Below are 16152 nucleotides of genomic sequence, written 5' to 3'. Positions count from 1 at the left end.
CCATGACCATCGCCACGCCAGCCAAAACCCTCTACGAAAAGCTCTGGGATGCGCATGCCGTTACCACCGATGAAGACGGCACGGCTCTGCTCTACATCGATCGCCATCTGATCAACGAAGTCTCCAGTCCGCAGGCTTTCGAAGGGCTGAAACTGAGCGAACGCACGCCGTGGCGGGTTGCCTCCAACCTTGCCGTCGCCGATCACAACGTGCCGACCAGTGATCGTACCGGTGGCAAGATCCGTGATCCGTTTTCGCGGATGCAGGTTCAGACGCTGGACGCCAATGCGCAGACTTATGGCTTCACCTACTTCGGGATGAACGATCCCCGCCAAGGCATCGAGCATGTGATCGGCCCGGAACAAGGCGCGACGCTGCCCGGCATGACGGTCGTCTGCGGCGACTCGCACACCTCGACCCATGGCGCTTTTGCTTGTCTGGCACATGGCATCGGCACCTCGGAAGTCGAGCATGTGCTGGTCACCCAGACTCTGCTGACGAAGAAAATGAAGTCGATGAAAGTCCAGGTCGACGGCCAGTTGCCGCCCGGCGTGACCGCCAAGGACATTGTCCTGGCAATCATTGGCAAGATCGGCACCGCCGGCGGCACGGGTTGCGCGATCGAGTACGCCGGTTCGACCATCGAAGCGCTGTCGATGGAAGGGCGCATGACGATCTGCAACATGTCGATCGAGGCCGGTGCGCGGGCCGGGCTGATTGCCTTCGACGACACAACCCTGGCCTATGTCAAAGGCCGGCCGCTGGCACCCACCGGCGAGCAATGGGAGCAGGCAGTCCAATACTGGCGAACCTTGCACTCGGATGCGGATGCGCAGTTCCACGAGGTGGTGACCCTGGACGCCACAACCATTGAACCGCAGGTGACGTGGGGCACTTCGCCGGAAATGGTCGCGCCAGTCGGTGGCCTGGTGCCAGACCCGAGTCAGGAAGCGGATCCGGTCAAGCGTGACGGCATGCTCAAGGCGCTGGCGTACATGGGTCTGCAAGCGGGGACTTCGATCAAAGATATCGTCCTCGACAAAGTATTCATCGGCTCCTGCACCAACTCGCGAATCGAAGACTTGCGCGCCGCTGCCGAGGTTGTGCGCGGGCATTCGCTGGCGGCAAACATCAAGCTGGCGATGGTGGTTCCAGGCTCCGGGCTGGTCAAGAGTCAGGCGGAGCTTGAAGGTCTGGACCAAGTGTTCATTCGCGCCGGATTCCAATGGCGCGAACCCGGCTGCTCGATGTGCATGGCAATGAATGACGATCGCCTGAGCAGCGGCGAACGCTGCGCTTCAACCTCCAATCGCAATTTTGAAGGGCGCCAGGGCCCCGGTGGGCGAACGCATCTGGTCAGCCCCGCGATGGCTGCGGCGGCAGCTATTGCCGGGCGTTTCGTCGATGTCCGCACACTCAAACACCCATAACCATAAAAGGAAATGACTATGACGCCATTGATCCAACATCGCGGTCTGGTTGTGCCTTTTGATCGAGCCAACGTCGATACCGATGCGATCATTCCCAAGCAGTTTCTCAAATCGATCCGCCGCACAGGCTTTGGTCAGAATCTGTTTGACGAGTGGCGCTACCTCGATCATGGAGAGCCAGGGCAGGCCTGTGAGCAACGGCCACTGAACTCGGATTTCATCCTCAATCAACCGCGTTACAAAGGTGCGTCAATCTTGTTGACGCGCGCCAATTTCGGCTGCGGATCGTCGCGCGAACATGCGCCGTGGGCGCTCGAGCAATACGGATTTCGGGTGATGATCGCGCCAAGCTTTGCCGACATCTTCTTCCACAACAGCTTCAAGAACGGCCTGTTGCCGATTGTGCTGGAGGAGGCGCAGATCGATCGGCTGTTCGAGGCGGCCACTCAGACCGAACCTTTACATTTGACCATCAACCTAGAACAGCAGCGCATCACATCTGATGCGCACGCCGTTTCCATCGCGTTCGAGATTGATCCGTTCCGCAAATTCTGCCTGCTCAACGGGCTGGATGATATCGCTCTGACATTGCAACGCCAGGCGCTGATTCAAGCCTTCGAACGCAACCATCTCAAACGCTTCCCATGGCTACTGAACACTCTATAAGCGACAGCAACTGACCGCGTTAACGGTGGGGATTGCTACCGAGCATTCGGTTCGATCCCCGGGGGATCGAAATGACCTGCACGGCGCCGCGCTGCAAGCGGCTACCGGGGGGAAAGGAATGGATACCCGCTGCGTGCTTTGGCGCGCACAGGTTTAACGGAGTGAGTACATGTATCCGATCAGTTTGTTACACCACCTGGATCTGACCACGCTGAAGCTGCTGCTTTCGATCAGCGAGGAAGGCAACCTGACCCGCGGTGCCCGACGAGAATCCATCGCTATTTCGGCCGCGAGCAAAAGACTGCTTGGTCTGGAACAAGCCATTGGCCTGCCGCTGTTCATTAGGAAGTCCAAGGGCATGACGCTCACCGCAGCCGGTGAAACCTTGCTCGACCATGCGCGGCAGATGTTGCAAGGTGCGCAACAGATTCATGCTGCACTGATGGAACATGCGCGCCAGGCGCAGGATTGCGTCAGGGTCGCTGCCAACCCATCCTCCATCGCCCAGTTTGTGCCCGACGATGTCAGTCATTTTCTCAACGCCCACAAGCGGATCTGCGTCGACCTTCAGGAAGATTCCAGCCTTAACGTGTTGCAGGCCGTAGAGGCGGGCAAGGCCGATATCGGGGTGTACGCGGACAATGGCGTGCCACACGATTTGTACTGCGAACCGTACCGCCAGGATCGCCTGATCATGGTTGTCCATCACAAGCATCCGCTGGCAGCGCGCGGTCAGATCCGCTTTGAAGAGTCGCTGGACAATTATCACATCGGTCTCCACGGCAACGACTGGATTCTGAACCACGCGATGAAAAGCTCGCTGGAAGCCGGCAAACCGTTGAACATTCAAACGCAGGTGCCGAGTTTCGAAGTGTTATGCCGCATGGTCCAGGCCGGGGTTGGCGTAGGGCTGATTCCTTACCAGGTGTTCAAAAGCCTCGGGCCGCCGAAAAATCTGGTTTCGCTCGACCTGCGCGACGAATGGGCCACGCGCCACTTGAAAGTGGTCGTGCGCGATCCCCGGCATTTGTCGCCTGCAGCCGGAAAATTGTTCACACACCTGACCCAGGCTAACAACGAACACCGCGCTGGCGTGTGGCTGGTACGTCCGGGCGAGCGAGTTGCGGGCGGCAATCCACATCAGTTGTTCATGTCCTGAATCCGAGCCCTGATGATGAATATCAAAGATCTTCTGTTGGCTTCGGCATTGGCCTCAATCGGTGCAACGGCCGCGAGCGAAGCCGATGCCGCCGCACAAAAAAACGCCGAAAACGAGGTGTGTTATGGCGTGGCCAAGGCTGGCCATAACGACTGTGCCGACACCCGTTGTTTTCACTCCTGCTCCGGCATGAGCAGTGTCGACAACGACCCGGGCGAGTGGACCATGGTGCCCAAAGGCACTTGCGTACAGTCAGGTGGAACGATTGCCGCCCAGCCGCAGGCTTGCTCGGCGCATGTAGCTCCGCTGTCCGCCACGGCCGACCTGCAAGCCGGCGCCAAACTCTACGCCGAGGGTGATCACGCGCGCGCGATTCCGGCCTGTACGGCGTGCCATGGCGTGGCCGGTGATTCGCAAAACAGCGCATTTCCAAAACTGGCAGGCCAATTCGCCAGCTATCTCGACGCTCAGTTACGCGCTTTTCGCGACGGCACGCGAGCTTCGCCGATCATGGACGTCGCGGCCAAATCCTTAACCGACGAGGAGGTCGCGAACATCGCCCAATTTCTTGCCGCACGCCAACCGGTCAGCGTGGCGAACCGCCTCAGAGCGCAAAGCCTGCAGGCCGTGCTCAGCCAAGCGAAGCCCCAGTCCGGCGAGCCGTTCAGTGATTGCGAGGATGCTTGTCCACCCTTGATGCCGATCCCTGCAGGTGATTTCGCGATGGGTTCACCGCCGAGCGAGGCACAGCGCTTCGGCAATGAGCAACAGCATTCGGTGAACATTGCCAGGCCCTTCGCCATGGCGGTTACCAGTGTCACGTTCCAGCAATGGGATGCCTGCCTGGAAGATGGCGGTTGCAACGCGTACAAGCCCAGTGACGAAGGATGGGGGCGTGGCAAGCGTCCGGTGATCAACGTCAGTCTCAGCGATGCGCGTGCCTATATCCAATGGCTCTCGAACAAGACCGGTCATCTGTACGCACTGCCCAGCGAGGCGCAGTGGGAATACGCCGCCCGTGCTGGCACGTCTACCGCGCGCTGGTGGGGTGAGGCCGCCAGTCGCAGTCAGGCCAACTACGGCCCGGACGATTGCCCTGCGCAAATTCGCTGTGGCGGCTTTATTTCGGGACCGGATCAATGGTTGAACACCGCTCCTGTCGGCAGTTTTGCGGCGAACGATTTCGGGTTGTTCGACATGCTCGGCAACGTCTGGCAGTGGACCGACGATTGCTGGCACAGCGATTACCGGAATGCACCGCAGGACGGCAGCGCCTGGCAAGAGCGGCAATGCACGCAAGGGGTCATCCGGGGTGGTGCCTGGGGCAATATCCCGGCGTTCATCCGCTCGGCGAGCCGCGCCGGCTACAAGGTCGAGGGGCGGACCAGCAATATCGGTTTCAGGGTGGTGCGTGAACTGTAGAACCTTTTAATGCAGCAACCGGCTGCCATGCGTAGCCGGAACAAATGATCTCCAACAACTACAATTAAGGAGAAATATCATGACAACTGCCATTCAAGGCGCTGTGGTCGATACGGCCAGCGTTGATGAACTCATGCTTTACCGGCGCATTGCCTGGCGTATTCTTCCGCTCACCATGGTGTGCTTCCTCTTCTCGTATTTCGACCGGATCAATATCAGTTTTGCCAAGACCCAGATGCAGGCCGAGCTCGGCCTGTCGGATTCGGCGTACGGGTTCGCCGCCAGCATTTTCTTTTTTGGTTACGTGCTTTTTGAAGTGCCCAGCAGCTATGGACTCAAACGCTACGGCGCACCTAGCTGGATCTGCCGCATCATGATTTCCTGGGGGCTGGCGACCGCCGCACTGGTGTTTGCCTACAATGAATATTCGTTGTATTTCCTGCGCTTTCTGATCGGGGTGATGGAAGCCGGTTTTGGTCCGGCGCTGTTGTTCTATCTGGCGTGCTGGTTTCCGAAAAAGAATCTGGCGAGCATGAACGGCATCTGGTTCCTCTCGATCCCGCTAGCCGGCGTGCTCGGTGCGCCGGTGTCGGGCCTGATCCTCGAATACATGAATGGCTTTCTCGGACTCGCCGGATGGCACTGGCTGTTTGTCTTGTCCGGGTTACCCTGCGCTCTGCTGGGGATTGTCGTGCTGTACAAACTTGATCGCGACATTCAGTCCGCCAAGTGGCTCACCCAGGACGAAAAGGATGTACTGCAGTGCAACCTGGACAACGACAAGAAGCAGTCGCAGCCGATCCATGCCTCGCTGTTCAAGGTGGTCTTTACCCGCCAGGTCGCGGTGCTGTCGGTGATCTATTTCATGATCAAACTGACCGGCTATGGGCTGAACTTCTGGATGCCGCACCTGATCGGCGCATCGGGGATAAAGAGCGAACTGACGGTCGGGTTCCTGACGGCACTGCCGTATCTGGTGGCCGCCATCGGCATGATCATCGTCACCCGGCGCTCGGATGCCTCCGGAGAGCGGCGCAAGTACTTGTGGATGTCGATGATGGTCGGCGCCGTCGGCTATTTCGCCGCGTGCTATTTCAATGAACACTACATCCTGCTGACGGCATTTCTGGTGCTGGCCACAGCGGGTATTTTTATTGCCATTCCGATTTTCTGGACGATTCCGCAACAGGCGTTTACCGGCCTGGCGATTGCCGGCGGGATTGCTGCGGTCAATACCGTCGGGCAGTTGAGCGGCATGGTGGCGCCGTTGTTGGTGGGCTACATAAACGACGTGAGCGGTAACACCTACATGGGCATGTTGGCGCTGGCCCCGTTCTGCGTCCTGTGCGCGGCGCTGATCCATTGGGGCCTGCCGGATGATTCAAAGACCGCGAGGCGGGTTATGGTTTGACGCGATGCCGGGCCGACAGTCCGCTCTGTGTTGATCGAAGTCCCTGGTCGAAAGCTCACTCGGTTGCAGCCACTTGACCGGGGCGGCGTTGAATTGCTAGTAAGCGCACAAGCTCGTTGAGGCTGTGCCGCGAGCGATGGATCAAGCCGATATCGTGTTGAAACGCACACCCGCAGGCAATTGCTGATAGGTTGCGGTTTTTGGCAACAACGCTGCCCGGTTGCAGCATGCGCTGATCATGCGGCGTGAGGCGGTGATTCCAATCAACGAGCTTTAATGCCTGAGTTGTAATTGACGTTTGAGACTTTGCTTTTTCGGCCAAATCCTCCGATCCAGCGATCTTTGATCGCGCCGATCGGAGGGTTCACTCGTTTTTTTAAGCCACCTCGTTCCTCCTCCCATTTCAAATTTGATTAGCGTCACGCCATCTTTTACCCGTCAGAAATGACTCACGATGGTTATCGAGTACAGCTCCAGTGTGAGAGCGGATCTTGTCGTGGGGCCAGGGCTAGAGATGTGGCGACACCGGCGACAGCGGCGACAACCCATGCAGAACAGGGCCTGGAGCGTGGCGACAACAGTGGCGACAGTCGCCACTTTTTGCACGCTTTGGCCGTGATGCTTGACCACCTTTTCGAGTGGGTATAACAATTGGCGCACGGACCGCTGTCATTGACAGCACCTGCCCAGGTAGCCAGAACCTTCAAGGCTATGCCACTTAGGTGGTGGTTCTCCCGAAGTGCGATTAGCGTCCGGCGGCTCGCACGGCACTCTCCAAGAGTGATGGATGCCTACTCGACTTATCTGTCCACTGCGGCAGATGATGGACCCTTCTCGCTGCGCCAGACTGCGCCCGTCTCTTTCTCCTGGAAAGAGACGGGCGCTCGTAGCACTGCTGCAAGCCACGTCGTACCGGGCATTGCCGCAACTCTCCTCGTGACAATCGGCCTGACAAATCCGATCCGTCGCCATCCGCAACGACACAGGCACCGGTGCCGCAGCCAATGGAAAGGCTGCACCTGACTGACAGTCAGGCATGCCCCAGGTGTCGATGTTGTTGCCTTCTCCCTCTCAGGATCTCCAGGTGCCGAACTCGTCAGTCGGCACAGCCTCCACCCGCCCGCATCTTCGGATGCGTCTAAGGAGGCCAGATTCATGGGTTTATGCCCTTGCTCCCGGTTGTAAGGAGCCGTTCGTTCCGCGTCAGTGAACACCTCACAGGCCGCAGGGGCCTTGATCCCTGATAACACTCAACAGCCGTGGCGGGACTACGTGAGGACAACCAGCAATGATTGAGGAGAGGGCCCATGCAGCAGTTAGATCCGAAGCTTGAACTACCACGACCTCCTCGACCGTTGATTGAGTCGAGTTCCGTGGCCCAGCCTTATCCGGTGCCGGCACTGGGTGGGATTCTTGGGCCTGCGGTTGAGCGCATGGCCGAGGTCATCGGCGTGCCCCAGGCACTGGCCGCGCAATCGGTCTTGGCCACCTCGGCGCTGGCGACCCAAGGTCATGCAGGCTTACAGCTCGATGGGAGGAATTATCCCCTGTCGCTGTACCTGATCACGGTGGCCGCGTCAGGAGATCGTAAAACGGCGACAGATCGATTTGCATTGCTGCCAGCACGGCAATGGGAGCGTGAGCAGTGGCAACGCTATCGCGAACAACTTGCCCGGTACCGTGCCGCACAGCGACAAGCGCAGCGTATCAATCCTGCCGATCCCGCCCCCACAAACAGTGTACCGCTCGAAGCGGGGCCTTCGGCCCCTCGGCTGATCACCACGGACCCGACTATCGAGGCCCTGATCAAGGGGCTCTGTTATGACTTGCCGAGCATGGGCCTGTTCTGTGATGAAGGGGGGCAGTTCCTCGGCAGCAGCACCATGAGTCGGGACAACCGTTTGAAAGCGGTCACGACCTTGTCGTCGCTCTGGGACGGTAGCCCGATTGATCGTGCTCGCTCCATGGCGGGCGAAAGCCTACGAGCATATGACCGACGTCTGAGCCTGCACCTGATGCTGCAACCGTATTTGGCCATGCAGTTACTCAGTGACCCGTTGCTCCAGGGGCAAGGCATTCTAGGGCGCTGCCTGATGACCTGGCCCTCCAGCCTGGCAGGGCAACGTAGCTACCAGGCTGTCGACTTGTCCAAAGACGCCGCGCTCAAGCGCTATCATCACCGCCTTTCGGCCCTGTTTTATCAGCCTTGGTCACTTTCCGCTGACGGAGCCTTGCAGCTGTCAAAGCTGAGCCTCAGTCCGCTGGCGCGTCGTCGCTGGATTGATTTGCATGATGCTATCGAAGCTCAGTTGGGGGAGTTTGGCGAGCTGGCCAGCGTACGGCCCAGCGGATCAAAGGCCGCCGATAACCTGCTGCGCGTCGCCGGCATTCTTGCAGTTGTGGAGGAGAGCGGCGTCGTGGAGGTCGACCATATCCAACGGGCCTCCGCTTTAGTCGGCTACTACCTCACCGAGATCCAGCGCCTGACTGAGCAGGAGCCGGTGTGTCGAGTAAAAGAGGAGGCAGACCGCCTGCTGCGATGGCTACAGGTCAAAGATTGGAAGCGTTTCAGTATTCGTGAATTGAATCGCAACGGTCCCCGCTTTGCCCGCAAGAGCAGTCGTCATGCCGCAAAGCTGCTGGTCGAGTTGATTGATCATCAGTGGTTGATCTCCGACGGCCACACCTTCGAGGTGCGCCATGTTCAATCTTGATGAAGCGCTACGCAACCATCTGGCTCAACGCCAAAAGGAGCCGAAAGTGCGATTTGTCGCCGGTACTGTCGCCACTTTGTCGCCACGTTCAAAACCAGGCAGGACGAGGGTTGTCGCCGCTGTCGCCGCTGTCGCCACTACCCACAAAACTATTGCCTCGACGACAGCCATCATCCAATGGTTGGAAGAGCAGGGCGCGCAACTCTACGTCGCCAACAACACGCTTTGTTTCCGTCCAACTGATTGGGCCCAGTTCGCTATGGTGAGTGCACACTGGCAAGCCCTTCTACATGAGCTTGCTGCAGTCGATCAGGAACAGAAAAATGGCTCGCGTCGGTAAGCGAGCGGGGCGAAATTTCGGCTTCGGTCGCCAGCTCAGCTATGCCGGACCGCAAGCCTTGAAAGATCTGTTTGGCGACGGCCATTTTGCTACCGTCAAAGCCCATAGCGATCGGTGGCAGGCCTTCGTGAATTGGTGTCGATCCGAGGAAGGGCCGAGGCTCAATGACGCGCGTCAGATCGACCGCGAGATCCTCATGCGGTACGCCGCCTATATGAGGCAGCAGGTTGACCAGGGCAACGTCGGCATCGCCACCGCGCAGAACCGACTGTCCAGCGTGAACCGAACGATGGCTGCGCTGCGCGGTGATCAGTACGTCAAAATCCCCAGTCCGAGCAAGGCGCTGGGTATGCAGCGCTCAAGCGTGCGTAGTGAGGCACCGCAAGGCCAAGATCGTGCTCAGATCGAGTTGATCGCACTCGTACTGTCAGAGCGAGGTCAGCAACGTGTGGCCGCAATTGTGCATCTGGCCCGGGAGACTGGTATGCGCCTGCGTGAAGCGATCTTGGCGGACCTGCCCCGACTGCAACGTGAGGCCAGGCAACTGGACAAGATCAACATCCAGGACGGCACCAAAGGCGGTCGATCAGGCGCGTCAGCACCGCGTTGGATCGCGGTTACTGATCAAATTCGTGGCGCCTTGGATAGGGCCTGGGAGGCTTCACCCAGTGGCAGTCGGAACCTGTTGGCCCCCAACGAGAGCTACAAGGTGTTTATGCAGTCAGTTGTGCGACCGGCACGGGACCTCCTGCATGAACATGGATTGAAAGGCTTTCATGAGCTGCGGGCGGCTTACGCCTGTGAGCGTTATGAGCAACTGACCGGCTTGAATACACCCGTCAATGGCGGTCTTGTTCATCGAGAAGATCGAGAGCTTGATCAGCGTGCACGACAGCAGATCAGCCACGAGTTGGGACATAACCGCATCGATGTGGTGAGTGCCTACATCGGAGGCCGGCGATGACGGCCGAGTTCGACATAGCGTTGTTCCTGCGCCCCGTGCTCAAAGGTGCACATGCCACGCAGCAGCGGCACATCAGGCAAGCAGAAAGGATGCACGAGGTGATTCGTGAACGCTGGGGTTGCGCGACTCCCTGGTTCTGGAGAGAGAAGCACGTGAGATGGTTTCTGGAGCACTATTTGCGATGCTCAGCTCCAGCTACCATCTATTACTACGAGTTAACAGCAGGGTTAATTCGTAGGCGTCGTGTAAGTATTAAAGCTGACTGTCGGCTCAATTTGGATAAGTGCTCACCAAGCTGTGGCGTCACGCAACTTAAATGGTCGACTTCAAGCTAAGCCTATCAGGACGCTCTGCGGACATTCTTCGCTGGGCAAGAAGCTAAGAGGCCGTAGTTTATACGGCTCTGATATTTCCTGTTTCCAGCCCGTCAAGATGATCGGCGTACCACTGCATCATTGCCGTACGTTGCTCCAGATACTGAGCCTTGTTATAGATTCCTCGGACACCTGGCGGCTTGTGACTGAGCTGGGCTTCAATGTGGTCCGCTGGAAAACCATGCTCGTTGAGTACGGTGCTTGCAATATGACGGAAGCCATGTCCAGTCTGTCGTCCTTCGTAACCAAGGCGCCTTAGCGCCATCAGAAAAACGGTATCGCTGCGAGGCTTGGTTCGATCGCTTCGACCAGGGAACAGCAATGGGTACGCTCCCGTGATTTTTCGTAGCTCATTAAGAGCGCTTAGTGTCTGCTTGCAGAGTGGTACAAGGTGTTCACGCCCTTTTTTACGGCCTTTGCGTTCAACGGGGACGGTCCAAAGCCGTTTGTCAAAGTCGAACTCAGCCCAGCATGCCTCTCGAAGCTCGCTGGGGCGGACAGCCATGAGAGTAAGCAGTTGGAGGCCAAGCTGAACATCCTTGGCGTGTGGGTATGATCGTATTGCTCTGAGCAGTGCGGGAAGTTCTTCCAGGGAGACATGGGCGTAGTTCTCGACCTTTCCCGATGACAGAAACTTATGAACCCCCTCTAAGGGGTTGTTCATCGCCCTGCCGGTTACGCGAGCCAGGTCGTAGATGTCTTTGCAGTAAGCCCTCACGCGACTCATCTGCTCCAGGATTCCCTGACGTTCGAGCCCTCTCAAAAGCTCCATCCATTCCATCGACATGATGGAGACATAAGGACGTTTTCCTACAAGAGGGAACACGTGGCGTTCCAAGGCTCCAAGTACTCTTTTCGCTGTGCCGACATCCCAGCCACCCAAGCGAGACGTATGCCATTCACGAGCCAAGGCTTCAAAGGTTTCGTTTGTTGCTGCTACCTCCGCAGCTTTTCTAGCTTTCTTGGCGGCTATCGGATTTTTGCCGTCTGCTGCATCCGATCTCAATTCGGCAGCTTTTTGCCGAGCAAGGGCGCCGCTGACTTCTGGGTAACCGCCAAGCCCGAGCCACGACCATTTGCCGTCGGGTTTCTTATAGCGCAACTCCCACGATTTCTGCCCGTTAGGCTTTACTCTGAAATACAGCCCCGAGCCGTCTAGCTCACGGTAGGCCCCCGCTTCGGGAGCGAGATTGACTAGTGCGGTATCGGAGAGAGGACGGCGTTTAATATCGCTGCGTTTCATCCGTGTATGCCTCCAGTTCAATTTTTATTGAAGCATACATGGGGGCATACAGGATGTGAAGGATGTAGGTGGATCGGCTTGGACGTCCAGATACAAGAAAGCCCGCACGAGGCGGGCTTCTTGAGGTGATTCATAGACTGCTGTAGACATCTATGGATCGGTACTTGGTGGCTACACAGGGACTTGAACCCCGGACCCCAGCATTATGAATGCTATGCTCTAACCAACTGAGCTATGTAGCCAAGTGGCGCGCATTATTCGCGTAGAACGGAAATGCGTCAAGCATTTATTTTGAATTTTTATCTACGCTTTCAACTGTTTAAGCGAAATCACCGGATCTGGCGACGAGTGGTTCGTGATTCACCCTGTCGAGTCCCAAAAAAGCCTGATCGCGTTGGGCAGATATCCCTGCCGCCCAACGCGTGGTATGGCTTTAAGGAAGCTGCGAGTTGTGAGTGGCGCGTTTAAGCTGTTCACGCGCCCTTGAAAGGCGCGAGCGAACAGTGCCGATAGGAATGTCCAGTGCGTCGGCTGTGTCCTGGTAGCTGCCGTCGGTTTCCAGTGAGGCGTATAGCGTCTTGCGCATTTCCAGCGGCAAGTGGTCGATGGCGCTCAGGGTTTTTTCCAGGCGACGGTTCACCTCAAACTCCCAATCCAGGTTGTGGTTGTCTTCCTGGCCATGCCACAGCGACTCATCAAATTCGCAATGCACAGGCTTGGCGTACAGGCGCCTGAAGTGATTGCGGATAAGGTTCTGCGCGATACCACACATCCAGGTACTGAGTGTGGCATTGCCGCTGAAACGCTCTCGGTTGCGCCAGGCTTCCAGGTACGTCAATTGCAGAAGGTCGTCTGCATCTTCCGGGTTGAGGACGCGCTTGTGAATGAAGCGCCGCAGTTTTTTTTGCTGATCGTCTGTCAGGTGAAGCATGAATTGAGGCGAGCTGCCAACGAGGTGCGCTAAAGCTTCAATAGGGATATTCATGATTGTTTCCTTGGGGTAGACGCCGTCGAAAGTGTGTCGACGGGAACCCCTTTTGCACTGGCTGTGCCAAGAAAAAATCTTTGCTAACTCATTAATTTATATAGATAAATATTTTGAAATAACGCGTTTTTGTGCAATGCCTTGCGCAGAGCTCTGAAGATCTGTGCAAGTCTTTTCAAATGTGTCGCTGGATCCGGCTGGATGGAACCGTTTGAGCAGGCCTTGCCACACAGGGAAACACTCTTCCTGTTCAGGTCTGTCCATGAAAGTCGAATCCTCCCCCGATGTGCAAACGGTCCGTCCTCTGGATCAACCTGCTGTCATCCAGGCCTCTACGCCTGCGCCCGTCAATGGCGTGGATGAGCTCGCCTACCTGTTCAACCTGGAAGTGGAAAACAATAGCCAGCCCTTGAGTCAGCGGAAGATGAGCGTGCACGTGCCTCCGATCGAGCATATGGCGGAGCTTTATCGTCAGCTAGGTCATCCGGCCAAGAAGACCCTGGCGATGATTTCTTTGCTGGTCAGGGAAGCGCTACGGCAGCGGGCAGACGTTGGAGAATTGCTGAAGCTTTCCGAAGGCGACCCCGCGCGCGCGTTTGTCGTGCTCAAATATGTGGCGGCCCAGGCAGACACTGACGTGCGACCGTCCGAGGCGGCATTGGCGCGTGATGCCATGGCCAAGCTGCAGGTCCGCTTCAAAGGGGAGATTCAGGCCGGCCTGAACATCGCCGTGGCACTGCAGGCGGCCAGTGTCGATCCGCAGGAGCGCCAGGCGCTGCGTACGCTCTACTACGCCAGTGTGGTCACGCGCCAATCGTTGTCGACGATGATGCAGGCGTTGCTCGGCGTGTACGGCGGCGAACGGTTTGCCGACGGGCTCAACGTGATGCGCAAAGCGCTGGCGGACGATATCGCGGCCAAGGTGTCGTCAATGCCGACACCGCTGTTGCGCACGTTGTTACTGGGCCTGCAAAGCTGTGGGCAGTTGAGCGGGGTGCTGGCGGGTTGTCATGCGCTGCTCCAGCGCCTGGGCATCAATCACGACGCAGTGAGCTTGCTGCAGCGCATGCTGAGTTTCGCCGGTACTGGTATCACCGCTGCTGAGATTCTACGGATCGGCGATGAACTGGCGGGTGGTCCGAATGCCCAGCAATTGGTGGCGCTCAATGCCCTTTACCCCTTGGTCCAGCAATTGCCCTTAGCGTTATGGCTCGACAGTCGAGTGCGTGAAGAAACCCTTCGTGGCTTCCTGGCGGTGATGGGGGAATTGGATCGGCTCGCGCGTGGCCCTGCACGTTTTCCGAGTGAACTGGGGGCCATGGCGTGACGGCAATTTCGGCCATCAACCGCTTTTTGCTCAAGGTTGCGCAGCGCGCCGAAGTGCTGGGCGCTGTGGTGGTGCTGGCCATCGTCTTCATTTTTATCGTGCCGTTGCCCACCTGGTTGGTGGACATTCTGATCGCGCTCAACATCTGCATCTCGTGCCTGCTGATCGTGTTGGCACTGTACCTGCCGGGCCCCCTGGCGTTCTCTTCGTTCCCGTCGATTCTGCTGTTGACCACCATGTTTCGCCTGGCGCTATCGATCGCGACCACGCGCCTGATCCTGCTGGAGCAAGACGCCGGTGACATCGTCGAAGCCTTCGGCAATTTTGTGGTCGGCGGCAACCTGGCCGTGGGGATGGTGATCTTCCTGATCCTGACCCTGGTCAACTTCCTGGTGATCACCAAGGGCTCGGAGCGGGTGGCCGAAGTGGCGGCGCGGTTCAGCCTGGATGCGATGCCCGGCAAGCAGATGTCCATCGACAGCGACCTGCGTGCTGGCCTGATTGACGGCATGCAGGCTCGGGACAAACGCGAGCAGTTGTCGCGCGAGAGTCAATTGTTCGGGGCTATGGACGGGGCCATGAAGTTCGTCAAGGGTGATGCCATCGCGGGCTTGATTATCGTTGTGGTCAACCTGTTGGGTGGCTTCTCCACGGGCATGTTCCAACATGGTTTGAGTGCTGCGGATTCAATGGCACTGTATTCGGTGCTGACCATCGGCGACGGCCTGATTGCGCAGATTCCGGCGCTGCTGATTTCTCTCACCGCCGGCATGATCATTACCCGTGTGGCACCGGACGGACGCAAGGGTGCCAGCAACATGGGCGCCGAAATTGCCCGGCAAATGACCAGCGAACCCAAGAGTTGGATGATCGCCTCGGTGGGGATGCTTGCATTTGCCGCAGTACCCGGCATGCCTACCGGGGTGTTTATCCTTATCGCGACGATAACCGGTAGCTTGGGGTACTACCTGATGCGCCAGCGTCAACGGCAGGAGCAACCCGAAGCTGAAGCCGCAGAAGCGGTGCGTCCCGAAGAGAACGGTCGTGAGGACTTGCGTGGGTTTGATCCGTCAAGGCCATACCTGTTGCAGTTCTCTCCGGTGCTGCGAGGGACGCCTGAGGTGACGGATCTTGTCCACTCGATTCGCCAGGCCCGGAACGCACTGGTCGCCAATATCGGCTTGACACTGCCACCGTTCGAGGTGGAGCTCGATGATTCGCTCGCCGATGATGAAATGCGCTTTTGTGTGCATGAGGTACCGATGGTCAAGGCCTCGGTGGTCACTCATGTGGCGGTTGAGCGTAAGGCGCTGACGGTCGAGCCTGCACACGCGATACCGGGTTTGGCAGATCGCGATGAACAGCATTGGGTCTGGCTGGCGCCGAATGATCCGCTGCTCGATGATCCACAGGTGGAACGCTTCACCGCGGCGAGCCTGATCGTTGAGCGCATGAAGCAGGCAATGATGCTCAGCGGGCCCCAGTTCCTGGGGATTCAGGAGAGCAAGTCGATCCTTAGTTGGCTGGAGCACAACCAGCCGGAATTGGTTCAGGAGCTGCAGCGGATCATGCCGCTGTCGCGTTTTTCAGCGGTGTTGCAACGCTTGGCCAGCGAAGGTGTGCCGTTGCGGGCTGTACGACTGATTGTCGAGTCACTGATCGAGTACGGCCAGCATGAACGTGAGCCGGACGCGCTGGCCGACTACGCGCGCATTGCGCTCAAGGCACAGATCTACCATCAGTACAGCGAAGCCGACGGTCTGCATGCCTGGTTGCTGTCGCCGCAGACCGAAAACATCCTGCGTGAAGCGCTACGCCAGACGCAGACCGGGGTGTTCTTCGCACTCGACGACGAACATAGCGCGGCGTTGGTCGGGCTGCTCAACCAAGCCTTCTCGGTGCGCCCGAAACTCAAGAGCGTGATGTTGGTGGCGCAGGATTTGCGCAGCCCCCTGCGGACCTTGTTGCTGGAAGAATTCAACCACGTGCCGGTGCTGTCCTTTGCCGAGCTGAGCAGCACGTCCAAGGTCAAAGTACTGGGTCGTTTCGACCTGGGCCAGGATGAATTGATGCGCGGTGCGGTGGCATGAAGGTTGGTCTGGGTTCAGCACGGAGGG

The 16152-nt window shown here is 58.1% G+C and carries 13 protein-coding genes, 1 tRNA gene and 1 pseudogene; 11 read left to right on the top strand and 4 right to left on the bottom strand.

Going from position 1 to position 16152, the window contains the following annotated elements; genetic code table 11:
• The first annotated feature begins 2 nt into the window (after positions 1-2).
• From leuC to AACY52_RS21650, 5 genes are all read left to right on the top strand, one after another.
• Complete coding sequence (gene leuC, locus AACY52_RS21670) at positions 3-1430, top strand: 3-isopropylmalate dehydratase large subunit (protein WP_339419656.1); 1428 nt, start codon at positions 3-5, stop codon at positions 1428-1430.
• A gap of 18 nt (positions 1431-1448) precedes the next feature.
• On the top strand, positions 1449-2096 hold the full coding sequence (gene leuD, locus AACY52_RS21665) for a 3-isopropylmalate dehydratase small subunit (RefSeq protein ID WP_339419654.1): 648 nt from the start codon (positions 1449-1451) through the stop codon (positions 2094-2096).
• 169 nt (positions 2097-2265) lie between these two features.
• Entirely contained in the window at positions 2266-3255 is a 990-nt protein-coding gene (locus AACY52_RS21660; RefSeq protein WP_339419652.1) for a LysR family transcriptional regulator, read from the top strand.
• 12 nt (positions 3256-3267) lie between these two features.
• Entirely contained in the window at positions 3268-4677 is a 1410-nt protein-coding gene (locus AACY52_RS21655) for an SUMF1/EgtB/PvdO family nonheme iron enzyme (RefSeq protein ID WP_339419650.1), read from the top strand.
• Positions 4678-4756: 79 nt separating this feature from the next.
• Positions 4757-6088, top strand: coding sequence for an MFS transporter (locus AACY52_RS21650; protein ID WP_339419648.1), 1332 nt, complete (start codon positions 4757-4759; stop codon positions 6086-6088).
• A 55-nt stretch (positions 6089-6143) separates the two neighbouring features.
• On the opposite strand, the gene AACY52_RS21645 is transcribed toward AACY52_RS21650, so the two are convergent.
• Positions 6144-6410, bottom strand: coding sequence for a hypothetical protein (locus AACY52_RS21645; protein ID WP_339419646.1), 267 nt, complete (start codon positions 6408-6410; stop codon positions 6144-6146).
• Positions 6411-7395: 985 nt separating this feature from the next.
• Here AACY52_RS21645 and AACY52_RS21640 point away from each other — a divergent pair.
• From AACY52_RS21640 to AACY52_RS21625, 4 genes and pseudogenes are all read left to right on the top strand, one after another.
• Positions 7396-8802 carry a YfjI family protein gene (locus AACY52_RS21640; protein ID WP_339419645.1) on the top strand — a complete coding sequence of 469 codons (1407 nt, stop codon included), beginning with the start codon at positions 7396-7398 and terminating at the stop codon, positions 8800-8802.
• Positions 8789-9142 carry a hypothetical protein gene (locus tag AACY52_RS21635; RefSeq protein WP_339419643.1) on the top strand — a complete coding sequence of 118 codons (354 nt, stop codon included), beginning with the start codon at positions 8789-8791 and terminating at the stop codon, positions 9140-9142. The genes AACY52_RS21640 and AACY52_RS21635 overlap by 14 nt, the downstream gene beginning before the upstream one ends.
• A complete protein-coding gene (locus AACY52_RS21630; RefSeq protein ID WP_339419641.1) occupies positions 9126-10106 on the top strand; it encodes an integrase domain-containing protein in 981 nt (326 codons plus the stop codon). Before AACY52_RS21635 ends, AACY52_RS21630 begins: the two co-directional genes overlap by 17 nt.
• A pseudogene (locus tag AACY52_RS21625) lies at positions 10103-10360 on the top strand (hypothetical protein); the annotation flags it as partial. The gene AACY52_RS21630 and the pseudogene AACY52_RS21625, both read left to right, overlap by 4 nt.
• Before the next feature lie 139 nt (positions 10361-10499).
• Here the strand turns inward: AACY52_RS21625 and AACY52_RS21620 are convergent.
• From AACY52_RS21620 to AACY52_RS21610, 3 genes are all read right to left on the bottom strand, one after another.
• Positions 10500-11723 (bottom strand): tyrosine-type recombinase/integrase, encoded by a 1224-nt coding sequence (locus AACY52_RS21620; RefSeq protein ID WP_339419639.1) that lies wholly within the window; start codon positions 11721-11723, stop codon positions 10500-10502.
• Positions 11724-11888: 165 nt separating this feature from the next.
• A tRNA-Met gene (locus AACY52_RS21615) sits at positions 11889-11965 on the bottom strand.
• A 191-nt stretch (positions 11966-12156) separates the two neighbouring features.
• On the bottom strand, positions 12157-12708 hold the full coding sequence (locus AACY52_RS21610) for an RNA polymerase sigma factor (RefSeq protein WP_339427196.1): 552 nt from the start codon (positions 12706-12708) through the stop codon (positions 12157-12159).
• A gap of 262 nt (positions 12709-12970) precedes the next feature.
• On the opposite strand from AACY52_RS21610, the gene sctW reads away from it, so the two are divergent.
• Both sctW and sctV read left to right on the top strand, forming a co-directional pair.
• Positions 12971-14035, top strand: coding sequence for a type III secretion system gatekeeper subunit SctW (gene sctW, locus AACY52_RS21605; RefSeq protein WP_339419636.1), 1065 nt, complete (start codon positions 12971-12973; stop codon positions 14033-14035).
• Entirely contained in the window at positions 14032-16125 is a 2094-nt protein-coding gene (sctV, locus tag AACY52_RS21600) for a type III secretion system export apparatus subunit SctV (RefSeq protein WP_339419634.1), read from the top strand. Before sctW ends, sctV begins: the two co-directional genes overlap by 4 nt.
• Positions 16126-16152 lie beyond the last annotated feature (27 nt).

The sequence above is a fragment of the Pseudomonas sp. EA_65y_Pfl1_P113 genome (assembly GCF_963970525.1).
Lineage (GTDB): Bacteria > Pseudomonadota > Gammaproteobacteria > Pseudomonadales > Pseudomonadaceae > Aquipseudomonas > Aquipseudomonas tritici.
The sequence above is the reverse complement of the archived record's forward strand: the minus strand, read 5'-3'. Positions and strand labels throughout refer to the sequence as shown.

What these genes read in the sequence shown, in the direction of transcription:
- leuD (WP_339419654.1), top strand. Translation starts at nt 1,449, where the DNA reads ATGACGCCATTGATCCAACATCGCGGTCTGGTTGTGCCTTTTGATCGA.
- leuC (WP_339419656.1), top strand. Translation starts at nt 3, where the DNA reads ATGACCATCGCCACGCCAGCCAAAACCCTCTACGAAAAGCTCTGGGAT.
- AACY52_RS21660 (WP_339419652.1), top strand. Translation starts at nt 2,266, where the DNA reads ATGTATCCGATCAGTTTGTTACACCACCTGGATCTGACCACGCTGAAG.
- AACY52_RS21620 (WP_339419639.1), bottom strand. Translation starts at nt 11,723, where the DNA reads ATGAAACGCAGCGATATTAAACGCCGTCCTCTCTCCGATACCGCACTA.
- AACY52_RS21630 (WP_339419641.1), top strand. Translation starts at nt 9,126, where the DNA reads ATGGCTCGCGTCGGTAAGCGAGCGGGGCGAAATTTCGGCTTCGGTCGC.
- AACY52_RS21610 (WP_339427196.1), bottom strand. Translation starts at nt 12,708, where the DNA reads ATGAATATCCCTATTGAAGCTTTAGCGCACCTCGTTGGCAGCTCGCCT.
- sctW (WP_339419636.1), top strand. Translation starts at nt 12,971, where the DNA reads ATGAAAGTCGAATCCTCCCCCGATGTGCAAACGGTCCGTCCTCTGGAT.
- AACY52_RS21655 (WP_339419650.1), top strand. Translation starts at nt 3,268, where the DNA reads ATGATGAATATCAAAGATCTTCTGTTGGCTTCGGCATTGGCCTCAATC.
- AACY52_RS21640 (WP_339419645.1), top strand. Translation starts at nt 7,396, where the DNA reads ATGCAGCAGTTAGATCCGAAGCTTGAACTACCACGACCTCCTCGACCG.
- AACY52_RS21635 (WP_339419643.1), top strand. Translation starts at nt 8,789, where the DNA reads ATGTTCAATCTTGATGAAGCGCTACGCAACCATCTGGCTCAACGCCAA.
- AACY52_RS21650 (WP_339419648.1), top strand. Translation starts at nt 4,757, where the DNA reads ATGACAACTGCCATTCAAGGCGCTGTGGTCGATACGGCCAGCGTTGAT.